Raw genomic sequence first — 24,175 nt, 5'->3', positions numbered from 1 at the left:
GATGCCGACTGGGCCGAATACCAGCAGTGTCAGGCCGAACACGACGACCTCATGGAACAGGTCGCCGACCGCGAAGACCAGTTGGAACACGACAGGATCACCACCTACGACAAATACGAACTCGACTTCGGTCCGGCTCCGAAGCTGGAAGCTGATCCCAGACCCCGGACGACTCTGCCGCTCCGATCGCCGTCCCCCCGCAGGAGAAGCCGTGGCCGCTGACCAGGAGAACACTCCACACGCTGCCGAAACAGCTCCGCTCGCGCCGCTCCCCGACCACCGCAACGTGAACACCGGCTGGTGGCAGGAGCTGTGGCGCCGCCACGCCCACATCACGACCCCTCTGCGGCAACGCGGATTCACGTGCGACGTCGAGTTCGGTCTCAGCGCCTACATCGTGCGTGTGTCGCTCCCCGATGACAGCTACCTGATCATCAGCCCGCCGCAGGAGCCGCCCTCCGACCGCCCGCCCGGGGATCCGGAGGGATGGATCGTGACCCGTGAGCGCGTGAGCGAGCGATCGAGCCTGTTCGAGCGCATCTACGACTCTGCTCCCCCCGCGTACCCCAGTCGCGCCCCGCAACCAGAGGCCCTCCATGGGGGCAGCGCCGAGCCTCTGATCGCAGCGATCGACCAGCATCTCGATCAACTCGGGCTACTGCCGAGTTCCGCTCCGTCCACAGGAGAGCGGAGCGTAATCGCGGCTACGTCACCGCACCACGACTCCAAGGCCCCCGTCGCCTCCGACTCAGGCGGCCACGCCCCGGTCTACGCCTACGGCGACGCGTTGCTCGCGCTGACCGACCAGCTCAATGGAACGGAGTCACCTGCAGACGCCGCTGCCCTGCTGCACCAGGTCCTGGACCCGGCCAATGGTCTGCTGGAACGGCTCGGCGAATTCTTCGAGGCAGCAGCGGAGAAGGCCAAGGATTCCGAGGAGGACGACGGCTTCGACCTGTCCTACGACCTCGCCGATGCCGCAGCCGGGGTACGAACTCTCACGGAGGCCCTGGACACGACAGAAGCCCGGATGCGGGCACTGACGCCGCTCGCCCCGGCGCCCCAACTCCCGCTCTCCCCGGTCCGTGCGCCGTCGCCTCCACCACGACCTCTCCCGGCAACACCCCCACGGCATACGCGCTGACCTCGGAGCAGCCTCACCTACACCCACCAACCTCGTTGGAGGGGGCCTTCACATCGACTCGTACGACGAGTACGGACTCGACTTCGCCTCCCTCACCACCCCAGTCGGAGCGACAGCGTGAACGACCAGTCACAGCAGCCCATTTCACAAGTCACCCACGGACAGCGGCTTGTGGCCGAGGCCCTCCACACGCATCCAGACGCACTTCGGAGACTCCACCCACGTGGCAGCGCCGAAGACGAACTCGCAAGGCTTGTGGTGCGCGCCGCACGACAGCTCGACCACCTGCAGGGCGAGCTGGTCGATCGCTGCTCCTGGGCCGCCACAGACCTGACGCGCGTCGCCGCCGGGACCATGACGGCCAACGCGCTCGGCGTCCTGCAGAGCTCCGGCACGCAGATCGACATCCTGGCCGCCCGTCGGGCCGACGCCATCACGCATCTCAAGGCCGTATTGGGCGCCTATCACAGTGCCACCACTGCCTCCAGCCCTCAACGACCTAGCCCCCAGCCGGCACCTACATCTACATCGGCCCGGAGAACACGCTGAGGACGCCCCCGCCGTGCTCTCCAGACAGGACGCTGCCCTTGACCCACCCGAACCTCGAAAGCTTCGCGTCCGGCGTGGCCGAGCGCCTGCCGGGCGGCTGGACCAGTGTCTACCAGCGTCACGCCACGTACGAAGCCCAGTACCCGACCACCAACCAACTCTGGGATGCCGGGCACGTCAGCCACATCGGCAGCACGTACGTGCTGCCCCACGACGCCGTGCTGCACGGTCCCGACGGCATGCGGCTCTACGTCACCGACCGTCCCCTCTACCCGCACCAGTACGTGGTCGCCCCGCTCGAGCCCGTCGGCAACGGCATCAGGCCGCACCACTTCGACGACGTCGCAGAACCGGATGGCATCGCTGTCCCCAGCGACCCCGAACGCGCAGCCGCAGCTGTCTCCCGTCGGCTCCTCCCCCGGTACACACAAGCTCTGTGGGATGTCCTCCAGAACGTGGAAGACCAGCCCGAGCCTCCACGCCGGCCCGCACCAGCCCAGGCCGCACAAGTTCTCACCCTGGCCTACTACGCCGACGGCGCCGTCGGAGCACCGTACGACAGCGTTCCCCCGGACGCCCGAGCCGCCTTGTTCGCCCACGGCTTCCAGTACCACCCCCACCAGGAAGCGGTCCTGCTGCCCGCCGCGTGGGGCGACGTCGCCCAGGCACGTCGTCTGCAGGCGATGGCCCAGACGCTCGTCGCTCAGGGCATCGGCGTCAACCTGCGCCCCAGCAGGCCGGAGACCGCCCCGCCCGCTACGGCACTCCCCCGCCCGGCAGCGCCCTCGGCCGGCAGCAGGGTTCCGTCCGCTCCCCACCGATAGCCCCCCAGCCCATTCACAGCGCAAGGAACCCTTTCATTCTCCCCGTTCACCGCACCCTGTCCCTGATCGCCGCGGCCCTCTCCGTCGCACTGGCCTCGACCGCCTGCACAACGACGGGCGACGCCTCCGAGGCCACCAAGGTGAAGCGCTCCCCCAGCGCCACTGCCGCCCCCAAGCCGACCCCGGCGCTCACCCCGGCCGCTGCCCGCGACGCCCTCGCCCACTACTCGAAGATGAACAATCTGGCCCGTATGAGCAAGGATCGCGAACTCCTGGACACCGTCGAAGGCGGACCGCAGCACGCCATGTCCCTCGCCGACCTCAAGGAAGAAGGAGGGCTGCCGAAGGCCGACCGGAAGCCGTACCGCCCGTGGGCGTACATCCTGGCGAAGACCGACGTCTACATCCCCCGCCTCGCCCCCGGAAAGCAGCGCTGGTTCGCCGCCGTCACCCGCGCCGGCACGAAGGAGCAGCTCGCCCGCGTTCTGGTCCTGGCGCAGAATACGGAGACGAAGCAGTGGGAGATGGTCTCGACCGTCGACATCGACGACCCGCAGAACCTCCCGCAGATCCTGCTCGACGCCGACGGCTACGCCACCGCGGTCGATCCCGCCTCGCCCAAGCTCTCCGCCCCCGTGGGCACACTCCGCTCGGCCGTCGGCGACAACTTCACCACCGGAGTGTCGCAGGTCTTCACCCCGACGAAGGCGTCCGAGCGACAGGCCAAGGTCCACCGCACGGCCGTGGCGAAGTTCGGAAAACGGGGCACGACCCGGTTCACCGCCGGCAAGGCCCAGTATCCCGGCGCCTACGCCCTGAAGACCGCGACCGGGACTTTGGTGATCTTCTCCCACACGCACGTCCAGGACGATGCCGTCGCCGAGCCCGGGCTGCGGATCGTCCCGGAGAAGTACGACCGCGCCTGGCTCGGCACCACTCCCAGCCCCGCCTTCACCTACACGTTCACCTGCTCGGACATCGCCGCCGTGCCCGCCGCAGCCGGCCCGTCGAGCCTGCTCGGCTACGGATGCCGCCGGACCGACGCCAAGGCGACCGGCCCGAGCACCGCCGTGTAGAGACCGGGGAGCGACTCCTCTGACCAGTTTCGTTCCTGTCCTTGCCGATCGCCCGAGGAGGTCTCCCTCTGCCTCGTCCAGATATCAGCTCCTTCACCCGGGAGCTTGCCACCCGGCTCCCCGGCCTCTGGCAGTCCGACAACCACGGCACGCCCCTGGCCGGTGACCCGGCAGCCTCCCGCCTCTGGGACTCCGGCCCCCTCGCCCATACCGCCGTCACCGACAGCGGTCACGAGCGCAGCGTCATCACCTCCGCCGCCGGCCTGCAGCTCTATGTCACCGGACACCCCAGCCGTACGGCGGACGTCATCGTCGCGCCCCTGCTACCCGCCGGCACTCAGCCCGTTCACGCTCAGGGCATCGCCCCGCCCCGCGGCATCACCGCGCCCGCGGATCCAGTCAGGGCCGCCGCGCTGATCCGCAGGCGCCAGTTGCTCGCCTTCCGCCTCGCGTCGATGAAGGCACAGAGCAACACCAGCCCCGGACCGGGCATGCCCATCACCGTGACCCTGGCTCCGAACGGTCGGCCACGGATGGAAGTGGCCTACGCCCGCGCCCTGCACGAGCTGCTGGTGAAGGAGGGCTTCGTCCTCAATCCGGCGACCGGCCACTGTCAGCTCCCCGCCACTACCTGGCCCCCTGACGTCGGTCGGCGTACCACCAAGGCTGTCCGGCGGCTGCAGCAACTCGGGTACAGCATCACCACCAGGCAGGCCGACGGCCGCACATCCACCTCATCCGTACCGGTGGGACCGCCCCTGCCCCAGCGGCCAGGTACGGGCGGTCCGCCACGGGCACCCCGCACCACGATCTGACGAACGCGGTTGCCGCTGCCCGACTGCGCCGTCGCTTCATGCGATCGGCGCGGCGGACCGTCTTCAACTATCCAGGAACAGAGCATGCCCAACCCCGACTTCGAGCTCAACGACAACGTCGGCCGGACCTCGGAGCAGACCACCGCTGCCCGCCTCGGCATCGCAACCCCCAACGACCTGAAGCGCTGGGCCCGCCGCGATGCTGAAGTGTTCCTCGCCGAGCACCCGCTGCCCACCGAGCCCCTGCCGACGCCGGATACAGCCCCCTTCCGGGCTGCCCTCGCCGCAGCCGAAACCCCCGCCGAGGTAAGCGCCGTCACCCGGCACTTTCTGCACGCCGCTCAGCCCACCCTGCACGCCGTGTTCGACTTCCTCACCACCATCGCACAGCGGGGCGACCAGCATCTGTCGGCCGGGCCAGGATCCCCTCCCGAACTGCTGATCAGGGCCGCCAACTGCGCTGTCGCCGTACTCGGCATCTCGAACGAGGCGGACCTTGGCGCTCTTCGCGCCGAGTACGACACACCCCCCGCGACGCCGACTGCGCCGACTGCGCCGACGCCCGAACCGGGCCTGCCACCAACGACACACGGGCACAACGGCCGTGCCCCAGGCCGCTAGCACCTCCGGAGACTCCCCTTGTCGACCCCCTCCTACATCGCGCGGCCCACCTCGAACGGATACACCGGCATCTACGTGCACTACGACGGCGACCCTTCATCGAAGCTGCCCTTCCTGCTCGCCGCCTTCCAGTACCACTTCCGCCAGGACCTGGAAGCAATGACACGGCATCTCGTGGACGACGTCGCCATCGGCTGGAAAGAGTTGGGCAGCGACCTCCTCGACGGAGCACCGGCCGAGATCATTGCCGCGCTGGCCGGCGGCGAGCACTGGCCAAGCAGCACCCTGGACAACCTGGTCACTCCCGACGGCTCCCCGCCGACCCGCATGACCGTCACCGATTCGACTGCTGCGGAGCAAGACCTGGAATGGGTCTACGTCCTGCGCCCCGCCGGCATCGAAGTCATCCCCGCGCAGCGCCTCGCCTCGGGGCCCGTCATCGCCTGGGACACCGACCCTCGAACCGACTTCAACAACCCCGGAGCCTGGCCTCGCGTCGCGCCGTCCATCACGACCGAACCGCCCTCCCCCGGCCCCGTAGCCACGAGCGCGTCCCACACCTCTGGCCGACGCTGACCCCCACGCCCGTACCACTTCCGGAGCCCGATCTGCCCGCCCCTTCGATCACGGTCGTCGTCGCCACCCGCCTGCGGGAGGACCGGCTCGCCTACCTCGCCGCCCTGCACGCCAGCCTCGCCCGGCAGTCCGTGCCGTGGGAGGCCGTCATCGCTCTCGACGGCGCCGATCCCCACCGCCTGCCAGCGCCGCTCGCACAGGATGCGCGCGTCCGTACCCTCGCCCTGCCGCGACCGGTCGGCGCGGCCTGCGCCCGCAACCTAGCCCTGGCCCAGGTCCGCACTCAGTACGTCAACTGGGCCGACGACGACGACGAGTTCACCGACGATGCGATGGCCATACGTCTCGACACGCTCCGCGCGACCGGGGTCGGATGGTGCGCCGGCTGGAGCGAAGACCTCCACCCGGACGGCACCACCACCCCGTGGCGGTGCCCAACGCCAGCCGGGCGCCACGAGTCCGGTGACGTGTGGACGCACTGGCCGACACCCAACGACACCATCCCCCTCGGGCCGACGACGATCCTCGCCCGCACCGAGCTGGCGCGCGCAGCCCCGATGGGCGGCCTCGTCCAGGGCGAGGACTACTGCTCCCTCGCCGTCACGTGCCTCGCCCCCGGAATCCTGCTACCGGTGCCGGTCTACCGCTACCGCAAACACCCCGGCCAGATGACCGCCCAGCGCGGCTATGACCAGCTGGAGACTGCCGCCCGCACGCACGCCTGGCAGTACGGACACGCCCTGCAATCGGCCCTCCGGTCCGGATCGGATGTAGGTTCCGCGAACCGGTGCGCACTGTACCCGTGAGATGCGCACCGAATGCGCAATTCCGAGGATCTGTGCGCACTGACTCCGGACGGTAACTAGCTTCCGGTCTATGGTCATCCGGAGTCCCGCACGGGTACGCGCGAGGTACGAGCAGCCGATGGCGTCAGTGCGCTACGACGACGCGTCGGTGCGCAAGGTTCTGTTCAAGGAGCTGCGGTTGGCGGATTTCACGTGGTCGGTTCCATGGCGGAAGTTTCGCTCCGTCAATGGTCAGGCTCACTACTCAGGGCGGTACTCGTCGGCAACGACGGCCGGGCCGGTGGTCTATGAGAGCCGCTTGGAGCTGGCTCGGCTTCTTTTGGCTGACATGGATCCTGCTGTGCGTGGGATCTATGCCCAGCCGTGCCACCTGACCGCCCGGGTAGGCGGTCGGGTACGTCGGCACGTGCCGGACTTCCTGCTGATCATGGAGTCGGGAACGGTGCGGGTGGTGAACGTCAAGCCTGCGGATCGGCTCACGGATCCGAAGATCGCGGAGGCGTTGGCCTGGCCGGGTGAACTGATTGAACGGCACGGTTGGGAGTACGAGATCTGGTCCGGGGTGGACCGGGTAGTCCTGGAGAACGTCCGGTTCCTCGCGGCTTACCGCCGCCCGGGCGTGGTCCCAGAGGCCGAGATCGAACGCGCTTGGGAAAGCGTGCAGGACGGTGACCGACTCGGTGTCGCCGAGCGACGGCTGGCAGCTGGGCGCCACGACCATGAGGCGCGGCCACCGCTTTTGGCGCTGGTGTGGTCTGGCCGGCTGACCACTGATCTGTCCCGCCCGCTGAGTGGCAACTGGGTTCTGCGGAGGTCAGTGTGAACGCGTGGACTACGACACTACGGACAGGACTGCCGCTCACCTATGACGGTGAGCAGTTCACGATCGCGGAGATCGAGGGCCGCCGCATCCTCCTTCAGCAGATGTCGGCGCAGGGCCGCCCCACGTGGCGGCAGGTCGACCTGTCGGTGCTGATGGCCCACCCCTCTACCAAGTTCCTGGTGGAAACCTTGGCCGCGGAGCCGGCGGCCGCGGCGTTGTTGGGCGATATCAGTAGTGCGGAGAACGACGCGCTCACCGTTCGGTTCCGGCATGTGCAGGAGGTTCGCTTCGGCTTTCAACTGGGTTCTTCCGCGTTGGCTCTGGAGGGTGAGCCGCGACCGGACTATGCGCCAGAGGTGCCTTTGATGCGACGGTATCGAGCAAAGGCCGCCGAGCTCGGAGTCGATCCAGCGACGGTCCGCCGATGGGTATCCAAGGTTGAGCGGGACGGGCCGGCCGGGCTGGTGAGCAAGCGCCAGGCGACGAGTGTGCTGGATCGGGCAGATCCGCGCTGGTTGGAGATGGCACGCACGGTGATCGGGAGGCTGGAGAAGTCCAGCCGCCCGGTTCGTGGCCTGGTGCTCGCGGAGATCGAAGAACGGGTGGCCAAGAAGTACGGCCGTGGTGTGGTGAGCATTCCGAAGCAGACCACAGGCTATGCACTGCTGAAGGAACTCGGCCGGGGGACCAACGCGTTCGACGGCAGCACGAAGGGGAAGCGGTCCATCGCGAACCGCCCGCAGGGGGTCTTCGGCAAGCTGCGGGCGACGCGCCCGGGCGAGTACATCGTGCTGGACACCAACAGCCTGGATGTCTTCGCGATGGAGCCGGTGACCTGCCGGTGGGTGCAGTGCGAACTCACCGTGGCCATGGACCTCTACAGCAAGGTGATTGCCGGGTTGCGTCTGACGCCGGTATCGACGAAGTCGACCGATGTGGCCGGCGTGCTGTTCGAGACGATCCGACCGCGGGAGGTGTCGCCTGCCGGAACGGGCGAGCCGCTTCCGTACTGCGGGGTTCCTTCCACGGTGGTGTTCGATGCGGAGAAGCTGGTGGACGCGCACGGCCAGCCGCTGCTGCCCGCGGTCGCGGCGGAGACGATCATCTACGACCACGGCAAGATCTACGTCTCGAACCACATCGCGAGCGTCAGTGCGAAGCTCGACATCTCCCTGCAGCCGGCTCGTCCCTACACGCCGACCGACAAGCCGGTGGAACGGTGGTTCAAGTCGTTGAACCAGGGGCTTCTGGCGGCACTTCCCGGCTACAAGGGGCCAGACGTGCACAGCCGGGGAGAGAAGGTAGAGGACGAGGCGTACTTCTTCCTGGACGAGCTTGAGATGATCATCCGCGAGTGGATCACTTTGGTCTATCACCGGCGGCACCACCGAGGACTGACGGTCCCGGAGGTCCCGGGTCTGAAGCTGAGCCCGCTGGAGATGTTCGAGCACGGCGTGAACCGGGCAGGGCCCTTGCGCATCCCGTCGCGGCCGGGCCTCGCGTTCGAGTTCCTGGAAGAGGAGTGGCGCCCTATCCACCACTACGGGGTGGAGATCAACGGGCTCCGCTACAACGGTGACGGGCTCAACGACTACCGCAACCGGATCAGCCCGCACCGCGGTGAGCACGCCGGGAAGTGGCCCGTCGCTGTGGATCGCGCCGACGTCAGGAAAATCTACTTCCAGGATCCGAAACAGCTTCACCTGTGGCACACGCTGGACTGGGAGCATGCCCCGGCCCTGAACGGGCCGGCCAGCCTGGAAGCGTTGAAGTACGCACGCCGGATCGCGGCCAAGACGCACCGCTTCCCGGACACCAAGCGCGCCCTGATCGAGTTGCTGGAACGCTGGGGCGCCGGGCTGACCGTGGACCGGACCGAGCGGCGCATGGCGGTGCGTTTGTCGCAGGACCGTCGGCACCTGATCGGCGAAGGCGACCCCGAAGCCGAGGCGATCGCCGAGCTCCCTTCCGTGCGCCGCCTGGCAGTGCTCGGCTCACCGGAGGCGGGAACAGGCACAGGGCCGGCAGCGGAGTTGCAGGTGATCACGCCTGCGGATGAGGACCTGGGCGGGGACGACGATGAGGACGAGGAGTGCGAGGCGGCCCCGGCGGACGAGGAGACCGCGGGGCTGGTCGATGAGGATGAGTACTACGCAGACGTCTGGGAGAGCCGTTGAGTACGGCCGACGGCCCCGCGCCGTTCGAGGGCAACGACCGCCAGTATTCGCCCACCCGCCTTCCGGGCTGGCTGCAGGAGGTCTACGGACCCGACCGGACCCGGCCCGAGCAGCTGACCCGCGCCCAGCTTGCTGGGCTGGCTCCGCGCGCGCTCGCGGTCCACAACGACGCTCGGGAGGTCTGGCACGCCAACATCGGCCCCATCGACACCCCGCAGCTGCTCGCGCTCCATGCGGACTTGCGCGAGATCGTCGAGTCGAACCGACAGGACGGCAACAAGACCAAACCGGCCGCCCTGGTGGACGCCCACCCAGGACTCGGCAAGAGCACGGCGGTGCGCGCGTACGGCTGCGACCTGTTCAAACGGCAGGTCAACCTGCGCGGAGACACCACGCCGGATGGTGCCCGGCGGGTGCCGGTCATCTACATCGCGCTCAGCGGCAACACTCAGATCCGCGGTCTGAACGCGGCGATCTGCCGGTTCTACGGGCTGCCCGTCAAGGGAGACGCGGACACGCTGGCCGAGCGGGCCGTGGACGCGGTTCTGTCGATGAAGACCGTGGCCATGGTCATCGACGACATCCACTTCCTGGCCGGATCGACGTCGAACTTGGTCCGCATGGCCAACCAGCTCAAGTACCTCTCCAACGTCTTCCCCGTCACCCTCATCTACGTGGGCGTCGGGGTCCAGGAGCGCGGCATCCTCCATGAGGGCTTCTCGCCGAGGGAGAGTCCGCTCGCGCAGTTCGGGCGCCGTACCACGGCGCTGACGTTGCTGCCCTTCCAGGTCGATGACGACGAGGGCCGCCTGCAGTGGCGCCAGCTGCTCAAGACGATCGAGCAGAAGCTCGTCCTGGCCGAGAAGTACCCCGGCATGCTCGCCGAGGACCTCTCGGACTACCTCTTCGCCCGCTCCACCGGGCACTTCGCCTCCCTCATGTCCCTGATCAACCGCGGCTGCCTGCGCGCGATCCGAGGTGGGAACGAGCGCCTGGACGAAGGGCTGATGAACCAGGTGAAGAACGACGCCGCGGCCGAGGAGGCCCGCAAGGAACTGGAGGCCGAGATCAAGGCCGGCCTCAAGATCACACGGCCGGCCCAGGATCCACGACGCCGCAGGAAGTCGGCATGACGGACTGGACCGACGAGCGCATCCCCATCGGGGTAGCGCCCTCCCCGGGGGAGGCCCTGGACAGCTGGTGCGAGCGCTACGCGCACCGCCTGCGAACGCACACCGTTGACTTCGCCGACTACCTGGGACTGCCGCACACGTCCCTGCGCAGGATGGTCCGGCGCCTCACCGAAGGCGAGCTGGAGCGGCTGGAGCGGCGCACCGGCATCGGAGCCGAGCAGCTGAGGGCGATGACACTGGAGGCGTTCGACGGTTCCCTCGTGCGGATCACCGGGCAGACCCGCCGGCTGACTGCGCCCGCCAACTGGCGGTTCTACGGCACCACCTCGCGCTACTGCCCCGCCTGCCTGGCCGACAACGGGGGCCGGTGGCAGCTGCACTGGCGCCTGGGCTGGACCTTCGCCTGCACCCGCCACCGGCTCCTGCTCCTCGAACGGTGCCCCCGCTGTGGCAAGCACCCGCCCGTACTCAGCGGCGGCAACCACCGCATGCTGCCCCGGCCACAAGCCTGCCGTTCCCTCACCGAGCGCGACGGCCGCGGCACTCGCTGCGGCTATCCCCTGGCCGAAGCCCCCGCTGTCTTCCTCGCCGAAGGCGATGCCGTCCTGCTGGCCCAGGCCGGCGTCAACGCGCAGGTCATCGCGGAGCATCGCAGTGCTGCGGCGCGGGAACGGGCCGGCGAGCTGTCACACCTGGGACGACGAGCGCTACGCAGCATCGGCACCCGCCCGGCAATCGTGCCGCCCATCGCGCGGGACATCATCACGGCCTGCGGTGGCGAGCTTCTCGCCGGCGCCGCGGCGATGGAGATCCACGACGCGCGCAACGTTGCCATCGGGACCACCCTGGCCGCCATCGCCACCGATCCCGAGCATCCGCTGCGCGAAGACATGTTCGCGTGGATGTGCCTCGCTCCCGACCACGAATTGGGTGAGCTGCGCGAGCACCCGACGCGGTACCTGCGCAACTGGAGCCCCGCAGGCCCTCGCGTGATCAAGCGTATCCTCGCCGCGTCCGACAGGCAGCTCACGCTCAAGGCCCGGCTGCGCTACGGAACAGCGACCGCCGAGCCCGCCGTGCCCTGCTTGAGCGAGGCCGACATCACCGTGCGGGCGTCCAAGACGCCCGGGATGCTCTGGCCGTCCTGGACACTGCGGCTGCTGCCGCCCAAGAGCCCGCACCAGCCGCGGATCTCGGGCATCCGGCGGGCCTGCGCGAGCCTCATGCTCGTTCCCGGTGGGCCGGCCGGACATCGTCAAGCCGCCCGGATCATGGGCAACCCGCAGTTCCGCAGCAACCTGGAGTCCCTGCTGGCGCTCGTCGACGCCGATCACATCTGCAGCACGCTGACGCACTACGCACGCGTCCTCGACGCGCACGAGGTACCGATCGACTACGCACGCCGCCGAACCCTGTTCGCCGACGAGGCGAGTCCGCTGCTGCTCGACGAGAACGCCCACTGGCTCCTCTGCAAGAGCCTGGGCACCCGGCAGTTCCAACAAGTCCACCTGCAACGGCTGCGCTGGCAGCTGCGGCGAATACTCCTCGGGGCCGACCCGCAGCCCGGCAACCACGCACCCGCCTGGACGCACCGCTTCGCCTACCGGACCCACCCGGAGATCCACGCCTTCCTCAACGAGCAGGCGCACCGCAACCTCGCCGCCCACCACATCACCGACGAGCCGGTGACCTGGGAACCGCCCGCACACTGGCTCGACACCATCGCCCTGCCCCAACCAGTTCTGGACCTCCCCACCAAACGCGTCCGTACCCTGCTGACCCCCGACTCCACCGCCCGTGACGTCGCCCGGGCCCTGGGCCTCACGGTGCACCAGCTGCGCCTGCTGATGGAGAGCCGCCGCCTGAGCGCGCAGACCCGCCCGCACAACAAGGGCAACTACCCTCGCCCACCGCGCCAGGGCTACCTGGTCCCCGACAAACTGCGCGACCTCTACCAACAGCAGGGCCTGCAACAGCTGCAGATCGCCGAACTCGCCGGATGCACCACCGCCGTCGTCAAGACCGCGCTGAAGCAGGCGAACATCCCGCTGCGACCCCGCCGAGCGCCGGGCGAACTGAAACAGTCCGTCGATCCGGCATGGCTGCGCACCGAGTACCACAACAAAGGCAGAACGGTGGCCGACATCGCCCGCGAGCTATCCGCCCCCGCCACGAACGTCTCCCCCCTCCTCGACGCGTGGGGCATCCCCCGCCACCCGCCCGGCCACAGAGCACCTCCGGCCTGGCAACCTAGCCCCTTCGCGAACCTCGGCATCCCCCTGTCAGTACCGATGGAACACATCAGCACCCGCCAGGGCGGAACCGAATGGCTGCGCACCGCCCTCCTGATCCCCGGCCACCGCACACGCCGCTCAGCCGCGCTCACCCTGGGCATCCCCCGCACGTCACTCAACGGCCGACTGAAGATGCTGGAGACTACCGCCGGGTTCGAGATCTTCAACCACCGCACACGCCCCGTCGTCGCGACGCGAAGCGGCCAGGCGCTCCTTGACGAAGCACGACGCCTTTTCGACCTGCTCGACCAGCAATCGCGGCACCGTGCCGGCGTCACTCCAGCACTGGCCTGACTGCATGAAGCAGACGGCGGGCCGGGGTGAACTTCACGGTCTGAGACTGGGCAGGGACGGGGCGGTCCCTGCCATGACCCGGGCGGGTAGCCGGTGGGGCGGCTAAGGGCCGCAGTCCGTGGCGTTCGCGCAGGATCGACCGGACCTCGCGACGACGGCGGCCGTCACCGTGAGCTCGACTGTGATCCGGCAACGCTGCGGGCAGGGCGACTTCTTGCCACCGCGGTCCCGGAGTGGTGGCCCCGCGCCTGCAGGCGGTCGTGGAAAGCGCGCCCGGCTTTGGGCTTCGTCGAACCGCTCCTGAGATCGGCACTGTCCGCCGGCTGCCGTGGGTTCGGGAGATGAGATCAGCTTGCCGTCGCTCTCGACGGCAGCCTGCACCCCCGCGAACATAGTGGGACCCAAGAGCGGTTGCACGGAGCTCCTACTTGAGGCGGTGGCTGGCGGTGAGGCGGAAAGCGGTATGGGTCCCGCTGTTGAACACGGCACTGCGTCCGTGGGCCGGTGAGAGCCGGGCCTGGGCCGGTGTGCCGGTCTCCCGGCTGGAGGAGCGGGCCAGAGCCCTGGAGAAGACCGCGTGCCAGGTGGACCCGGAGTTCCTGGGAGGGATGGCGATGGTGTGGGACGCCTTCGCCACGGCCGAGAACGTGTCGCCGCTGGGCCGTCTCGCGCTGCGCCAGGACATCGTGCGCCGGCTGGCGATCCGACTGCGCATGCAGCAGGAGAGCGCCCGCTGGTGCGATGCCGTGGCCGCACGGCCGATCCACCGGCCGGTCTTCGTGGTGGGTCTGCCGCGCAGCGGCACCACTCTGCTGCACCGGTTGCTGGCGGACGCCCCGGCGCTGCGGGCACCACGGCTGTACGAGTTGAACGACCCCCGCCCTCGCGGCACCGACGAGGCACGTCGTATCCGCCGTGCGCACCGGATCGCCCAGACCACTCACGCGCTGGCGCCTGCCATGCGGGCGATGCACCCGCTGGACGCGCGGAGCCCCGAGGAGTGCAGCTTCCTCCTCCCGCACGGCCTGTTCCATCACACCCGCGTACGTGTCCCCGGATACCTCCGATGGCTGGAAGGCCGGGACTTCACGGAGGACTACCGCTACTTCGGCCACCAGCTGCGCTTCATGGACACCGGCACGCCGTCCCGCTGGGTGGTGAAGTGCCCCTCCCACCTGTGGGCGCTGGAGGCCATCCTTTCCGCCTACCCCGACGCCACCGTGGTCTGGGTGCACCGGAACCCGCAGACCACCCTGCCCTCGTGGTGCAGCCTCACCGAGACAACGATGGGCCTGCACACCGACCGGGTGGACCTCGCCCTGCTGGGACAGGACTGGCTGCGGTATGGTCCCAGGCCACCGCACGCGCCACGGCCGCCCGCCAAAAGGCGGACCCCGAACGGTTCATCGACGTGTCCTACCGCGACCTGGTGGCCGACCCCGCAGGCACTGCGGCACAGGTCCTGGCCCGACTGGGCATGGACCACCGCCCACACGTCCCCGCCCGTGACCGGCGAACCCCAGACCACCTCTACACCCTGGAACGCTACGGCCTGGACTCCGCCTCCGTCCACCGGGCCTTCGCCGACTACCTGGCGGCCACGGGAAACGCCGCGGATTAGTGCTGCTCGGCGGAAGTTGGAGGGGCATTGGTCAGGCGGTCTTCAGCAGCCCCTCCCGGGGAAGGTTCTTCCCACCGGAATACCGCCGCCCCGGCACGCCGGCACGGTCCGGTCCCGTCGCGCCCAGCAGCACGGATCCGAAAGAGCAGACCAGTCCTGCCCAGGGTGTCCGGGACAGGCGGGCGACGCGGTACGCCACCGACCGGCCACTGCCCTGCCGTCCTGTTCGCCGGCGGTCACCCCACTGCGCTGAACAGCTGTTCCGGGTCAACCGGGTGTGCGGCACGTTCCCGGGCGGGGAGGACGGACGCGCAGCCGTATACCGGCAGACGGAGACCCGTTGAGCGGCAACGTCAGGGAGCTGACCGAGCGTTCTTCCCCGGCCAGCGACCTCAACGCCGAGGGCCCGTGCCCATCGGCTTCTGGCCGAATGAGACTGGCGGTGCACGATGCCCCGGGCCGTTCTCGAAGAGGTCGCACCGAAGCACTCCGGCAGGCTCAAGGCCGTAGAGCTGAGCGCCGACCAAACCCCGTACACGACACCGAATATGAGGCTGCCGGGCCGGGAGGGGGCCCAACCAGACCTTGCCGGTCCGGCAGCCTCGGTGGCCGGGCAGGCTCCGAGGCTGCCCGGCCGGGTGCAGCGGGTGCGGGCAGGGGGGGCCGCCGCACCACGCTGGTCTATCGCCGGGGCCACGGGCAACTGCCCGCCGGCATGGCCCACTCCCGGTCCACCTGACCGGGCATGGCACGCCCCATCGCGTTCCAGCTGGCGGCCAGGACCGCGAAGACCGGTTCCGCCAGGGGCAGGCGGAGCCGTCTCACCGCGGGCAACGACCGGGGCGGGCGGCGGCGTCATCGTGGTCACACTGTCCTAACGCGCGAACCCGGCTGCGGTCACCGCTGGCGGGTAGAGCGTTCACGCAATGCGGTGCGGGCCTGGGTGATGGTGATCAGGATCCCGAACTCCTGGAGAGCGATGTGCTGCACGCTCTCGGCGGTGGCGGTACTGTTCTCGCCGCTGCGGGCGTGCGCGAGTTCGGCGGCTCCCAGGGAGAGCAGCTGCTCGCGGTCGTGCTCGTCATGTTGGTGGGTGGTATACGCGGTCAGGACCTGACGCCAGATCCCGCTCATCGGCCGTTCCCGTCGCGTGGGACGGGAGCTGCATCCGCGTACGCGTCCTGCGGCGTACTGCTTGTCTTCGCCTCGGGGTGGTGAATGCCGAACGGGCCCGGGGCGCCATGGGAAACCCCGAGCACGGGAGCTCCCTTCGCACGGTACTCGGCGTCATAGATCACGGGCGGCTCCAGGGCGTCGGTCGTAGGCCAGGCTGGTCCACCGTACCGAGCCCGGCCCGGGGACGTGTCGAACCCGGCCCGACCCGACACATCGTGTCGGGGGGCGGGGCGTGGGGCCGTGTCCGGTCGCAGACTCGCCTCGGCCACCGAAAAGCTCGGCGACCCGGTCTTCACGCGCTCGCACCGCACGCGTGAGGTTCGCGAGCTCCCGGAGCGCGCAGCGGCCGCAGAAGCGTCCACCCAGGCGTGTTGCTGAAGGCGTTGACGGTGCAGAGGCGAGGTAGGTCCGGGAGACGGCCACCGACTGCGGCATGCTGCCGACGGAAGTGGTGGCGGTAAGGGGTGGGGCATCAAGGGTGTCTCCTGCGATGGAGCACTTGGGTGCCTGCGGCTGGTCCGGTCCGGTTCGAGCCCGGAACCGGACCGGGACACGTGCGCCCGGAGACTCTCACCGGAGTGGTGGGTGAAAGCATCGAAAGGCGTCCGGCGGAGCCCCTGGGACGACCTCAGCGGCGCAGGCCCCGGGCGGCTTTCCGCTGAAGCTCCTATTGCTGTCAAGCGGTCTGGACCCAGGTGCGGTAGGCGTGTGCGAGGTCGTCGTCTCGGCTGAGGCCTCGTTCGAGTCTGGATATGGTGGTGGGCCAGACGCCGAAGTGCTGGGCGACTGCGGTGAGGGTGATGTTCTTGGACTGCCGCAGCGGCCGTAGGTCGGCGATCTCGGGGACCGCGACCGTCGTGGTCAGGTAGCGGAAGATCTCCCGGGCGATGGCTCGTTTCAGCAGCCGGATGATCTCCTTCTTCGTCCGGCCGGCGGCGGTTTGCCGTGCCACGTAAGCGCGGGTCCTTGCGTCGCTGGCCATGCGGACGAGGGCGATGCGATAGAGGGCCGCATTGGCGGCTCGGTCGCCGCCCCTGGACAGGCGGTGCCGGTGGGTTTTGCCGCTGGAGGCGGGGACCGGTGCGACGCCGCACAAGGCGGCGAAGGACGCCTCGGTCCGCATCCGTTCCGGGTTGCCGCCAGCAGTGATCAGCAGCTGTGCTGCGGTGTCCGGGCCGACGCCGTAGGCGGCACGCAGTCCGGGATTGTGGGTGCTGGCCTCGCTGTCCAGTACCTGGGTCAGGGCCTGGTGCTCGGCGGTGAGTTCCTTGACGCGGCGCGCGAGGCTTTTGAGCGCGGTGAGGATCGCGATGTGCACGGCGTCGCCGGTTGGCCGCATCCGGGCCAGCGCGTCGGTGCGGTCGGTGCCGCTGAGCTGTGTGTATTTGGTGCGGATGGCGTCGGGCGCGGTGATGAGGAGCTGCCCGATCTGGTTCAGGGCGGCGGTGCGGGCCTTGGTGGCGGACCGAGCCGCGTTGTGCAGAGCGCGGATCCCGGCGACGGTGTCGTCCTTGGGCGCGCTGGAGGCCCGGCCGGACAGAGCGGCCCGGGCGGCCGCGTAGGCGTCGACGGGATCGGACTTGCCGATGCGTCGGCGCTCGGCTCGGTCGGGCCGGTTGACCTCCACGACGGTAAGTCCCTCGGCGCGGGCGGCGCGCGTGAACCCGGCTCCGTAGGAGGCGGTGCCTTCCACCCCGATCGCGACGACGTGTCCGTGTGCGGTTATGAAGGCCAGGGCCGCGGCATAGCCGGGAGTTGTGGTGGCGAACTCGCCGTCCGCGAGATGCCCGCCGTTGCTGCTGATCACCGCGACATGCAGAGTGTCGGCGTGTGAATCGACCCCGCCGAACACGTCCGAGCCAGTGCTGACCGTCGAGCTCGTTGCTGCCATCCTGGTGGCGCCTTCCTACCCGGAGGTGGCGTCGGCCGGGTGGCGCAGACAGGACATTGAAGGGGCTTCTGACCAAGCTCCTATCAGGTCATGTTCCGCCCGGCCGAAGCCATGAGAACGAGCCCCGGCGGCCGGACAGTACAGCGGGAAGACAGCCCAGCAGGGCGTCAGTCAGTGCCAGAGTCACGACCACCGGAACCCGCATACCAATATCAATGTCAGTGCCGGCAGGTCAGACGAAGGTGAGCGTCCCCACGGTGTGGATGCCGGAGACGGTGCCCAGGCCCAGGGTGCAGGTCAGGACGTCGGTGGCGGGGCCGGTCTGATTGCTGATCACGGTGTCGCCGGCGAACAGTCCGCCGGTGACGGTTCCGGTGAGGACGGAGGTGTAGACGGCTCCGGCGATGGTGGTGGTGTAGTTCAGGGACAGGGTGCTGCTCTGCCCGGTGTTCCAGGTGATGGTGGAGGCCGAGGACCCCGACCCGGCCAGGGTCAGGCAGCTACGGCCCGGGACGTGGAAGGTGCCGCTGAAGGTGCCGGACGTGATGCCGGGAACGGTGGTGGAGGTGCACGGGCCGAACAGGTTGTTCGTGGTGACGGTGACGTCCTGGGGCGTGGTGGTCAGAGCGGGGCTGAACGTGACGGACGAGCTGGTGGGCGGCAGGCAGACCAGGTCACCGGCCTGGGCGTGGGCCGGTGCGGCAACGGCCAGTCCGGTGCAGACGGCGGCCAGGGCGGTCAGGGCGGCGAGAACGGTACGGATCACGGGAACCTCCTTGGATTTCGGGCCTTGTGGGTCAGAGGTTCGCGTCGAGGAAATCCTCCAGCTGTCCCTTGGACAGCGCCCCGACCTTGGTCGCCACGACCTGGCCGTTCTTGAACAACAGAAGCGTGGGAAGACCCCTGACGTCGTACTTCGGGGCCGTGGCGGGGTTCTGATCGATGTTGAGCTTCGCGATGGTGAGCCTCCCGGCGTACGCCGCGGCGGCGTCGTCGAGAACGGGCGCGATCATCTTGCTCGGCCCGTTCCACTCCGCCCAGAAATCCACCAGAACCGGGCCGGGGGCTTCCAGGACATCAGCGGCGAACGAACCGTCGGTGACCTCAATGACCGTGTCGGACACGCACTCTCCACTCCGTGAGGGGCAGGGCACCCGCGTACGGCCGGCACCCTGCCGTGAGGGCCTGACGGGCTTCATTCCCCAGGGAGGCGCGGGCTATGTACCCGTACCGGATCCCGCTCACCGAGACTCCAGCTGGCGTGGAGACCCGTCCTTGTGAGGGCCCTGAGTTCGCTCGCCGGGCTCCGCGGAGGGAGTTGGGATGGCTCAATCGCGCCCTTGAACCTGTCGTGGAACACGGGGAGGATCACCGCGCCGACATCACCGACAGTGGGAAAGGGTAACCGAAAGTGACGTTCTGGGGTGAGTGTGCCGCCTGCCACTCGTCATGTCCTGACATCCGGCCGGACGACACGACCGCGCCGTGCCCGGCAGCGGCCGCGGGCGGAGCCGGGCCGGTGGGACGTCTTCCGGGCAGGACCGCCGGGCAGCTACTCCGTCACGCTGGTGGTGTTCTCGGCCGCAGGACCGAGGTTGCGCCGCACTAGATGTGCCGCGGAGCCCGATGAGTGCAGGCCCGCGTGAACAGTGCGGGCCAGGAACAGGAGACCTCGTCATGAACAGTTCCACCGTGACCGCCCGGTACCGGGGCGGTCTGCTCCGAAGGGCGGCGGCCCCGGCGATGGCCGTGGCCCTGGCTGCCGGCGGGCTGAGCGCCGGCACGGCCGCGACCGCCGTTGCCGCCGCCCCCGCGAACCCGACGGCCTACATCGCCAACTACAGCGCCGACACCGTCACCGCGATCGACACCGTCACCGGGACCACCGTCGCCACGATCCCCGTCGGAAACGCCCCGACGAGCGTGACGGTCGCACCCGGCGGGGAACAGGTGTACGTCGTCAACTCCGAGGCGGACAGCATGTCCGTCATCGACACCACCACCAACACCGTGACCGACACGATTCCGGCCGGAACCTCTCCCTACGATGTCGCGGTCAGTCCTTCGGGCGCGGAAGCGTACGTCGCCGACGCCGATGCCGGCAGTGTGCGGGTCGTGGACCTGGCAACCCGGGCGACCGTCTCCACCATCGGCGTCGGTGCGAGTCCGCTGGCGGTGGCCATCAGCCCGGACGGCACCCGCGCCTACACCGCCGACTACTTCGACGACACGGTCTCCGTCATCGACACCGCCACCATGACGGTCACCGCGACCATTCCCACCAGCAGCGAAACGAGCGACATCGCGCTCACGCCGGACGGGACCCGCGCCTATGTGACCACGGTCCAGGAGGTGTTCGTCCTCGACCTGGCCACCAACACCGTGCTCACCCAGGTGCCCACCCCGGGGACCACCGACTCCGTGACGCTCTCCACGGACGGCACCCGCGCCTACGTCTCCCAGGGCGACGTCGGATTCGTCCGGGCGATCGACACCGCGACGAACACCGTCGTCGGCAACACCACCCTGCCCGGCGGTTCGGGGACAGCGGTCGACGTCACCCCTGACGGTGCCCACCTCTACGTCACGAGCTTCGGCGACGACAACGTCAGCGTCGTGGACACCGCGACGAACACCGTGACCGCCACCCATCCCACCGGGGCCGGGCCGGGCGCCGTCGCGATCACGCCCGTCGACGCCGTGCCCGAGGAGGCGGACCTCGGTGTCCAGCTCGATGCCACCCCGGTGCCGAACCTGGTCAACGGCCGCATCGACTACACCCTGACCCTGACCAACAACGGACCCAACGCCCTCCGCGCGGGCACCGTCGAGGCACCACTGCCCGCACCGATGACCGCCACCAGCCCCGACTGCACCGTCGCCGCCGGCAAGGTCACCTGCACCACCGGGCCCCTCGCACCGGGCGCGAGCATCACCCGGCACTTCACCGCACCGGTCGCCGCCCTCAGCCTCGGCACCACCTACACGGTGACCGCCACCCGCACCACGAGCAGCCCCACCGACCCCAACCCCGCCAACGACACCGCCACCCGCAAGTGCACCGCGCTGACCTCCCTCATCATCAACTGCACCTGACCCGCCCCAGCAACCCCGCCGAAGCTCCCCGACCCGGACCACGACGCGCCGACGGACTGGCGCTGTCCGCCGGCAGGCCCCTGTCAGGAGAAGCCCGGCACCGGGCCGCAAGCACAGCAGCCGGTGCTCCAGGACCCGGCCGGTGAGCCGGACACCCCGGCCACGGCCTCGCACAATGAAGGAGAGACCAATGATCAAGAACCCCTTACTCCGGTGGCTCGCCCCGATGGCGGCGGTCTTCACCGCGGCCGTGCTCCTGGCTCCGCAGGCCACGGCCGCCGACACCGCGGCCGCCGACACCGTGGTCGCCCGGAGCCAGCACAGCACTCTGACGATGTCCACAACATCGGCACAGCCGGGTGACACCGTCACTTTCACCACGAGCATCACCAACAACACCGACACGAGCCAGCCCGCAGGGCTGTACATCGTCGCCGACGCGTCCCTGTTCGACGTGCCCGGCACCTGCACCCCGGTCACAGGACCGACACCCACCTGCGAGTTCGGCGACGACGGGAACATCCTCGTCGCCCTGTACCGGATCCCCGAACGCCAGATCCCGGCCGGCGGCACCGCTGAGGCCCGCCTGACGGTCACCGTCCGCCAGGACGCAGCCCCGGGAACGCACAGCCTCAGGCTGGACGGGGCAGTGGGCCGGGACAATAGCGTCTTCACCCCCGCCAGTGTTCCCTTCCAGGTCACCAGCGAGGCCGACGTCGCCGTGGGGCTGACCGCGACCGCACCGCCGCTCGCCAGCACGATCACCTACCGGCAGACCGTCACGAACAACGGGCCCGCCACCACCGCCGGCGGCACCGTCACCACCAGCCTCCCCGCCCAGACCAGCAGCGTCACCGGCCTGCCCGCCAACTGCACCTACAACCCGGCCGGCAAGACCGTCGCCTGCACCTTCACCGACCTCGCCAACGCCGCCACCAATACCAACACCTTCACCGCACGCCTCAACCTCCTCTCCCTCGGCTCCCTGCCCGCCAACGCCACCCGCACCACCAGCACCCCCACCGACCCCAACCCCGCAAACGACACCGCCACCGCCAACTGCACCGTCCTCACCGGCCTGATCATCAACTGCTGACCCACCAAAGGAACACGGCACGGCGGGCGCCCGCCCCCCTCCACCAGGAGAGCGGACGCCCGCCGGCGCCACCCGCAACGCCGGACACCCCCTGACCGGGGCGGCGACAACCCCCTCGACCCATCACACTCCTCCGCCAGCCGCACCGGCACGCTCACGACCGCTTCACCGCAGCCATGGCCTCGAACGGCGTGGTGCCACCACCGCCGCCCAGCGCCCCGGTCCGGTGCCACCGCTGCATGACAAGGCTCTGGCCTCTGCTGCGGTGCTCGTTCGCCAGGGCCGGGCCTCGAAGCCGGTAGTTGCGATAACCGCCCCGCCCAGTACGGCGTGCGGCTCGCGGACGGAGGCCGGAACGGCGAGCTCGTCAACGGCTGCGCATTGCCCAGCTGTAGGCCGTCGGCCTGAAGTACCGGCTCTGGCTACGGATGTCGACCGCTTCCAGGCCAGCGCGCAGCGGCTGGGCCTCCCCCGTCCCAGGGCCGCCCACTGCGCTGGCCGATGGCTGTACCGCCCCGAACTGCTGTGGGCGTCGCGCCCAGCTTCCGTCATGAGCTGGGCAAATAGCCCACCCGTTCATCGCCGGGAAGCATTGGTGTACCCCGCCCACGCCCGGTCAACGGCACGGATCCTGAACGGTTCCGGCGAAGCAGCGGAGGGAGGCTGCCGGGCCGGGAGGGGGCCCAACCAGACCAGCCGGTCCGGCAGCCTCGGTGGCCGGGCAGGCTCCAAGGCTGCCGGCCGGGTACAGCGGGTGCGGGCCCGTGTGGCGACCACCGCACCGCGCTGGTCTATCGCCGGGGCCACGGGCAACTGCCCGCCAGCAGGGCCCACTCCCGGTCAACCTGACCGGGCACGACACGCCCCTTCGCGCTCCAGCTGGCAGCCAGGGCCGCGAAGATCGGCTCACCGGGGGCAGGCGGCACCGGTTCACCGCGGTCAACGACGGGGGCGGACGGCGGCGTCATTGTGGTCACGCACGTTCTAACGCGCGACTCCGACTGCGGTCACCCCTGGCGGGTAGGGCGATCACGCAACGCGGTACGGGTGCGTGATGCTGCTCAGGAGCTTGCTGTTTCGGGTGTGCGAGTTCTTTGGCGCCCAGGGCAAGCAGTCTCGTCAAGGATGAGCAGGGATTCACGGGCGGGCGGGTCATCACCGTCTGCCCGTCATTGAATGCGTTCAGCCAGGTAGTGCCCTTTTCCTTCGTGAAGCACTTCGACGAGGGCGTCCGCGTGGGCACGACGAAGCGTGAACGGTCGGCGGAGGCCATCAGGCCCTTGCCCCAGAACTCCGCGACCGGGACCCGGGCTGCGGTCTCGATCAGTGCCGCGGTGGTGTCGGCCCCGAGGTGGTACCGGTCGACGTGGTCCAGACAGGAGCTGGTCGGTCACAGTCCCTCCGGCCGCACGCGGGTGCGTGCGGCCGGCCTGTGCGGTCAGCAGGTGATGATCAGGCTGGTGACGGCGGTGCAGGTCTTGGTGGCGGTGTCGTTGGCCGTGTTGGGGTCGGTGGGGGTGCTGGTGGTGCGGGTGGCGGTGGCCGGCAGCGTGCCCAGGGTCAGCAGGTTCTGTTGTGCGGTGAAGGTGTTGGTGGCGGTCGCGCCGCTGGCCAGGCCGGTGATGGTGCAGGCCACGGTCTTGCCGGTGTTGTTGTAGGTGCAGTTGGCGGGCAGGCCCGTGACCCCGGTGGTCTGGGACGGCAGCGTGGTGGTGACGGTGCCGGTCGTGATGGTGGCGGGGCCGTTGTTGGTGGCCGTCTGGGTGTAGGTGATCGCCGAGGACAGCAGCGGGGCCGGTACGGCCGTCAGCCCGACAGCGAGGTCGGCGTTGGGGGCCGGCACTGCTCCGACGGTCACGGAGACCGGTCCGCCGCCGACGGGAATGGTGGCGGTGACGGTGTTCCTCGCGGGACCCATGCCGCTTTCCGCTTCACCGCCGGCCACCTCCCTCACACAGGAGTCCCGTGATACCGATCTTCGGCCCACCATGTTCGCGGGGACGGAGGCTGCCGTCGAGAGCGACGACAGGCTGATCTCGTCCCGAACCCGCGGCAGCCGACGGACGGTCTCCAACGAGGAGCGGTTCGAAGCGAACCGACGAACCAGGCGTGTCTCCCGGACGCCCTGCTGACACGGGCGGGAGTCTGGAGTGTCTGGCCTGC

21 protein-coding genes and 1 pseudogene are annotated in these 24,175 nt (G+C 69.5%); 15 read left to right on the top strand and 7 right to left on the bottom strand.

Features of this window, described 5'->3' with window-relative positions:
- Positions 1 to 211 precede the first annotated feature (211 nt).
- Positions 212 to 1,144: a hypothetical protein gene (locus tag AB0F29_RS06445; protein WP_361868011.1), complete on the top strand. Its 933-nt coding sequence runs from the start codon at positions 212 to 214 to the stop codon at positions 1,142 to 1,144.
- A gap of 144 nt (positions 1,145 to 1,288) precedes the next feature.
- Here the strand turns inward: AB0F29_RS06445 and AB0F29_RS06440 are convergent, their stop codons facing one another.
- Positions 1,289 to 1,585 (bottom strand): hypothetical protein, encoded by a 297-nt coding sequence (locus AB0F29_RS06440; protein ID WP_361868008.1) that lies wholly within the window; start codon positions 1,583 to 1,585, stop codon positions 1,289 to 1,291.
- 146 nt (positions 1,586 to 1,731) lie between these two features.
- Between AB0F29_RS06440 and AB0F29_RS06435 the strand changes: the two genes are divergently transcribed.
- The 12 genes and pseudogenes from AB0F29_RS06435 to AB0F29_RS06380 all read left to right on the top strand — a co-directional run bounded on the left by AB0F29_RS06435 (position 1,732) and on the right by AB0F29_RS06380 (position 14,753).
- Positions 1,732 to 2,517 (top strand): hypothetical protein, encoded by a 786-nt coding sequence (locus AB0F29_RS06435; RefSeq protein WP_361868006.1) that lies wholly within the window; start codon positions 1,732 to 1,734, stop codon positions 2,515 to 2,517.
- A gap of 140 nt (positions 2,518 to 2,657) precedes the next feature.
- A complete protein-coding gene (locus AB0F29_RS06430; protein ID WP_361868003.1) occupies positions 2,658 to 3,593 on the top strand; it encodes a hypothetical protein in 936 nt (311 codons plus the stop codon).
- A 41-nt stretch (positions 3,594 to 3,634) separates the two neighbouring features.
- Positions 3,635 to 4,408, top strand: coding sequence for a hypothetical protein (locus AB0F29_RS06425; protein ID WP_361868001.1), 774 nt, complete (start codon positions 3,635 to 3,637; stop codon positions 4,406 to 4,408).
- Between the two features lie 84 nt (positions 4,409 to 4,492).
- Positions 4,493 to 5,029: a hypothetical protein gene (locus tag AB0F29_RS06420; RefSeq protein ID WP_361867999.1), complete on the top strand. Its 537-nt coding sequence runs from the start codon at positions 4,493 to 4,495 to the stop codon at positions 5,027 to 5,029.
- An 18-nt stretch (positions 5,030 to 5,047) separates the two neighbouring features.
- Complete coding sequence (locus tag AB0F29_RS06415) at positions 5,048 to 5,605, top strand: hypothetical protein (RefSeq protein WP_361867996.1); 558 nt, start codon at positions 5,048 to 5,050, stop codon at positions 5,603 to 5,605.
- A 47-nt stretch (positions 5,606 to 5,652) separates the two neighbouring features.
- Complete coding sequence (locus AB0F29_RS06410) at positions 5,653 to 6,411, top strand: glycosyltransferase (protein ID WP_361868704.1); 759 nt, start codon at positions 5,653 to 5,655, stop codon at positions 6,409 to 6,411.
- A 118-nt stretch (positions 6,412 to 6,529) separates the two neighbouring features.
- Complete coding sequence (locus AB0F29_RS06405) at positions 6,530 to 7,234, top strand: TnsA-like heteromeric transposase endonuclease subunit (protein ID WP_360780875.1); 705 nt, start codon at positions 6,530 to 6,532, stop codon at positions 7,232 to 7,234.
- Complete coding sequence (locus AB0F29_RS06400) at positions 7,231 to 9,411, top strand: integrase (protein WP_360780872.1); 2,181 nt, start codon at positions 7,231 to 7,233, stop codon at positions 9,409 to 9,411. The genes AB0F29_RS06405 and AB0F29_RS06400 overlap by 4 nt, the downstream gene beginning before the upstream one ends.
- Entirely contained in the window at positions 9,408 to 10,544 is a 1,137-nt protein-coding gene (locus AB0F29_RS06395; protein WP_361867994.1) for an AAA family ATPase, read from the top strand. Before AB0F29_RS06400 ends, AB0F29_RS06395 begins: the two co-directional genes overlap by 4 nt.
- Complete coding sequence (locus AB0F29_RS06390) at positions 10,541 to 13,132, top strand: TniQ family protein (RefSeq protein WP_360780866.1); 2,592 nt, start codon at positions 10,541 to 10,543, stop codon at positions 13,130 to 13,132. Before AB0F29_RS06395 ends, AB0F29_RS06390 begins: the two co-directional genes overlap by 4 nt.
- Positions 13,133 to 13,740: 608 nt before the next feature.
- Positions 13,741 to 14,433: pseudogene (locus AB0F29_RS06385) on the top strand (sulfotransferase); the annotation flags it as partial.
- Positions 14,394 to 14,753, top strand: coding sequence for a sulfotransferase (locus AB0F29_RS06380; protein WP_361868701.1), 360 nt, complete (start codon positions 14,394 to 14,396; stop codon positions 14,751 to 14,753). The pseudogene AB0F29_RS06385 and the gene AB0F29_RS06380, both read left to right, overlap by 40 nt.
- Positions 14,754 to 15,650: 897 nt before the next feature.
- On the opposite strand, the gene AB0F29_RS06375 is transcribed toward AB0F29_RS06380, so the two are convergent.
- The 4 genes from AB0F29_RS06375 to trxA form a co-directional block, all read right to left on the bottom strand.
- Positions 15,651 to 15,887 carry a hypothetical protein gene (locus tag AB0F29_RS06375; RefSeq protein ID WP_359646867.1) on the bottom strand — a complete coding sequence of 79 codons (237 nt, stop codon included), beginning with the start codon at positions 15,885 to 15,887 and terminating at the stop codon, positions 15,651 to 15,653.
- A 718-nt stretch (positions 15,888 to 16,605) separates the two neighbouring features.
- Entirely contained in the window at positions 16,606 to 17,820 is a 1,215-nt protein-coding gene (locus AB0F29_RS06370) for an IS110 family transposase (protein ID WP_361867991.1), read from the bottom strand.
- Positions 17,821 to 18,052: 232 nt separating this feature from the next.
- Positions 18,053 to 18,586, bottom strand: a complete 534-nt coding sequence (locus AB0F29_RS06365; RefSeq protein ID WP_360780859.1) for a hypothetical protein — start codon at positions 18,584 to 18,586, stop codon at positions 18,053 to 18,055.
- A gap of 31 nt (positions 18,587 to 18,617) precedes the next feature.
- The gene (gene trxA, locus AB0F29_RS06360; protein WP_360780856.1) at positions 18,618 to 18,944 is read right to left on the bottom strand and encodes a thioredoxin TrxA; all 327 of its coding nucleotides are present in this window, start codon (positions 18,942 to 18,944) and stop codon (positions 18,618 to 18,620) included.
- 553 nt (positions 18,945 to 19,497) lie between these two features.
- Between trxA and AB0F29_RS06355 the strand changes: the two genes are divergently transcribed.
- Together AB0F29_RS06355 and AB0F29_RS06350 are read left to right on the top strand one after the other, a co-directional pair.
- A complete protein-coding gene (locus tag AB0F29_RS06355; protein WP_360780854.1) occupies positions 19,498 to 20,916 on the top strand; it encodes a cytochrome D1 domain-containing protein in 1,419 nt (472 codons plus the stop codon).
- A gap of 190 nt (positions 20,917 to 21,106) precedes the next feature.
- Complete coding sequence (locus tag AB0F29_RS06350) at positions 21,107 to 22,012, top strand: hypothetical protein (RefSeq protein ID WP_360780852.1); 906 nt, start codon at positions 21,107 to 21,109, stop codon at positions 22,010 to 22,012.
- 973 nt (positions 22,013 to 22,985) lie between these two features.
- Here AB0F29_RS06350 and AB0F29_RS06345 read toward each other — a convergent pair.
- Together AB0F29_RS06345 and AB0F29_RS06340 are read right to left on the bottom strand one after the other, a co-directional pair.
- Complete coding sequence (locus AB0F29_RS06345) at positions 22,986 to 23,387, bottom strand: Tn3 family transposase (protein ID WP_361868698.1); 402 nt, start codon at positions 23,385 to 23,387, stop codon at positions 22,986 to 22,988.
- A 63-nt stretch (positions 23,388 to 23,450) separates the two neighbouring features.
- Entirely contained in the window at positions 23,451 to 23,930 is a 480-nt protein-coding gene (locus AB0F29_RS06340; protein ID WP_360780849.1) for a hypothetical protein, read from the bottom strand.
- Positions 23,931 to 24,175: the final 245 nt, after the last annotated feature.

The organism is Streptomyces sp. NPDC026589 (assembly GCF_040638385.1).
GTDB lineage: Bacteria > Actinomycetota > Actinomycetes > Streptomycetales > Streptomycetaceae > Streptomyces.
This window is presented reverse-complemented; position numbering and strand designations above follow the sequence as displayed.